Origin of the sequence: Limnospira sp. (genome assembly GCF_051859755.1) — a bacterium.
Taxonomy (GTDB): domain Bacteria; phylum Cyanobacteriota; class Cyanobacteriia; order Cyanobacteriales; family Microcoleaceae; genus Limnospira; species Limnospira fusiformis.
In genome coordinates this window covers 1-3091 of record NZ_JBIMLI010000261.1, presented here as the reverse complement: position 1 = coordinate 3091, position 3091 = coordinate 1, and the positions used below count along the sequence as shown (strand labels likewise).

The following is a 3091-nucleotide window of genomic DNA, read 5'->3' as shown; positions in this document are numbered from 1 at the left end:
CACCCGGCTTCACAGAAAATGCGGCATTAGCTACGGTATTTTTTGTGGGTTCTAAGATGAAATGAACGGGTACATTATACCGATTTTTGATAAATACATTACGCCCGTTTGTGTTAGCATTTACTGCCACTAATTCGGCAACTGTATTAGCCGTTAAACTAATAGCGGTTGTAACGGGAGTACCCGGTATCTTAGCAGTAATATTGAGAGTGTCTAAATTTAGAGCGCTACTATAAACTGAAAAACTCATAATCACCTACCTCCTAAATAATTCCATTGTAGCCGGTTAGTAAGTGATTGTCTGCTCTAACCCGACAATCTGCGAAACACTATCCTCTGTTATCCCGTAGATACTAGCAGTAGATTTTAACTCGTCATCCCATGCAGTGTTAGGCGGTAGCCATAAACATTGACCTGGTATGCAATTGCTGATGTGTCCATGACTAAACCAAACCCCAACGCTACCCGTGTTCTGTAGGTGTAAGCGATATCTGTGAGTATTAGCAGCACGAATTAGGGTGGGTGTGTTACCTACGGAAATCCCAAAATTTTCGGGTTGGGTCAGTGATGGGGTTTTTGGCAATGTGTCTAGTTGGTATTCTGCCATACCAAAAATATTAATTGAATCATTGTTGTGTAATTGAGTCAGACACCTAGCTTTTAATACAGAATGTGAATCTATGGCTAACCCTTCTGTTTGATTGGTAATCAATTCGATTAATAAATTTTCGGTATGAATTCCCCCGTAATAAGGGAGTTTTATAACACCTAGATTTAACCCGCTTTCTGTGGCTAGGTTCCAATAAAATATCTGTAAGTCTATAGAACCTTGTAACACATCTTGTTTCTTTTCCCACCTTTGGTAATAACTATCTTCTGGGTAAATTTTAGGTATTTGTGATTGATTGATACTAGGGATATAACACCTAGCGTTCAAACTAGAAACATAGGCATAAGCAGTAATATCATAACGAAATCTATCAGTTATCAAGCCTTCTAAGATTGCGCCATTAAATAACTCTACAGCGTTATTCCAGTTACTAGCGTTAATTTCCGTAGCAATATTTCTAATTCCCCGCATGAATAGTCCTCAATTATCTTGTAATATTATATAATATTTCTAAGTTATTGATTGGTCTCATGTAGTCGTTTGATATGGTGAAAGATAGTATCAGGTCAAGTACGCCTAAAAATGTTGGTAGGTCTGGTGGCGTAAGTTCAGGTTTAGCGGGAGATTTAGGCGACCAGACATCTTCAGCAATGGACTTTGGTAGGGGTTTGCCGTATGCAAGAGAAAGAGATAGAGCGGGTATTCCAGGATTGGTAAATCCTTGGGACCCAATTACTAGGGTACCGCGTGGAATTAAGCCAGAAGACCATGGCAGGTGGAAACGAGAGGATGACGAACAGCGAATAGATGAGGAATATCGGCGGCGTGATGTCAAAAAAGAGGCAACCGTTAAGGAACCGCCAAATAGAGATGAACCAAAGGGAGGCAAAAAACCTAAGGGAGGTAGTAGTGGTGGAGGCGGTAGTGGTCGCAGCTTTGGGGGTCCTAATTCAGGCGATAAAATAGATGATGATAAAGGAAGGCGACCAGACGATAGTAGTGGTGAATGGCTCGAAGAACTTGAGAGGGCTCTTGAGTTTAGAGAATATTCGTGGGATTGCAGGCTATTTATGGTGTATATGCACTACCCGGACGGGACGTGGGATATGGGGACAAGTAATCCTGTTACATATAATCACAGTTTTGACTTAGTAACACCGGATGAATTTCCTAGTCGCAGAAATTTAGAATATATTGTCAACAGAAATGGAAACATCACAGAAGGGACAACACGATTATTTCCAAGAAGCTGGTGGTCTGAATATACTATCTCGATTTATGAATCAGAAGGGGGGGAACACATTTGTTCATTTAATAAATTTGTTCTTAGCCAAGTTGGCGCGAGGAGGGGGCAAATCTATGGGATTCAAGCTATGGGGAATAACATAAAATCGTTTGTCGGTATAGTTAAAAATCTTAGAAACCGTACCGTATATTATGAACAACGATACTCCGGTAATTGGTCTAACCCAATAAGAAGGACAGGTCCAGCCAGGTTTGCATCTGATGTAATACAGAGTTATGGTAGAAGTTGGGCAGCTACGCATTATTTGCATGGCTATCCATTAGGGTATAGGTATATATTCAAAAATCTAGGAATCCATCCAATATCAATAGATACGAGTACGTCCTCCGATAGATATATCTACCGGAATCCTACTGAAACCTGCAATTGGGAAGAGATTATTCCGCGTAAGATTAGAAGAATTTGGATACCAGACATGAATGAAGAATGTTGCGGAATGATTAGAAGGATTTATGAGTTTTTAGACCCTGAATCCTTTCCTGCTGAAATGCCAGAAAAAATAACAGTTAATGCCGAGAATACAGAAAATAGAATTAAACGAATAAACACATTACCAGAATGGCTGATGTACAGGTTTGACATCGATGACGAAAGATGGGGTGAATTTGAAGTTAAAGTAGAGATTGATGATGTCAATCTCATGACCAAAGCCGAAGAAAAAGCCGAAATCAAATTACCTAACTTAGCTGAATCAATTGCTGAAATATTTGGTATGGTAATGGAAATTGCTATTAGTCACCAAGTTACCCAAAATGCTGTTTTAACAGCATTACACGAAGCAGGTTTAGCTCACGCGGCGGCGTTTAAAGCAGGTAGGGAAGTGTCGGAGATAATCGACTATTTGGGCTTTGCTACCGAGGAAAAATATGAAACAATTAAAACAGCATTTACCCCGGAGGCTGATAATTTTGAGGAGCTACTGGAACCCAATGAAAGCAAAATTAAGATTACCAACCAGAAGGATGCAAAAGAAACATTACAAACAACATTAAATCAAATTCAATAAATATTTGCTTACGCGCTCAAGGTACTTTACAGGTGAACAGTAATGACCCAGCAAAAGACATATTAGCCGATTTAACGCGGTTATATGATTCAATGAAAAAACCGGATGATATTAGAGAACAAGAAACCAAGAAAGTACAAGAATTACTGAAAAAAGACTTTCCTGATAT

Annotated in this window: 3 protein-coding genes; 1 reads left to right on the top strand and 2 read right to left on the bottom strand. The window is 39.4% G+C overall.

Annotation, left to right across the window (positions count from 1 at the left end):
- On the bottom strand, positions 1–250 hold a 250-nt coding region (locus ACTIE0_RS23590; protein WP_439517016.1), incomplete at its 3' end, for a hypothetical protein.
- Between the two features lie 36 nt (positions 251–286).
- Positions 287–1081 (bottom strand): hypothetical protein, encoded by a 795-nt coding sequence (locus tag ACTIE0_RS23585; protein ID WP_006668642.1) that lies wholly within the window; start codon positions 1079–1081, stop codon positions 287–289.
- A gap of 74 nt (positions 1082–1155) precedes the next feature.
- Between ACTIE0_RS23585 and ACTIE0_RS23580 the strand changes: the two genes are divergently transcribed.
- A complete protein-coding gene (locus tag ACTIE0_RS23580) occupies positions 1156–2922 on the top strand; it encodes a hypothetical protein (protein WP_006668641.1) in 1767 nt (588 codons plus the stop codon).
- Positions 2923–3091 lie beyond the last annotated feature (169 nt).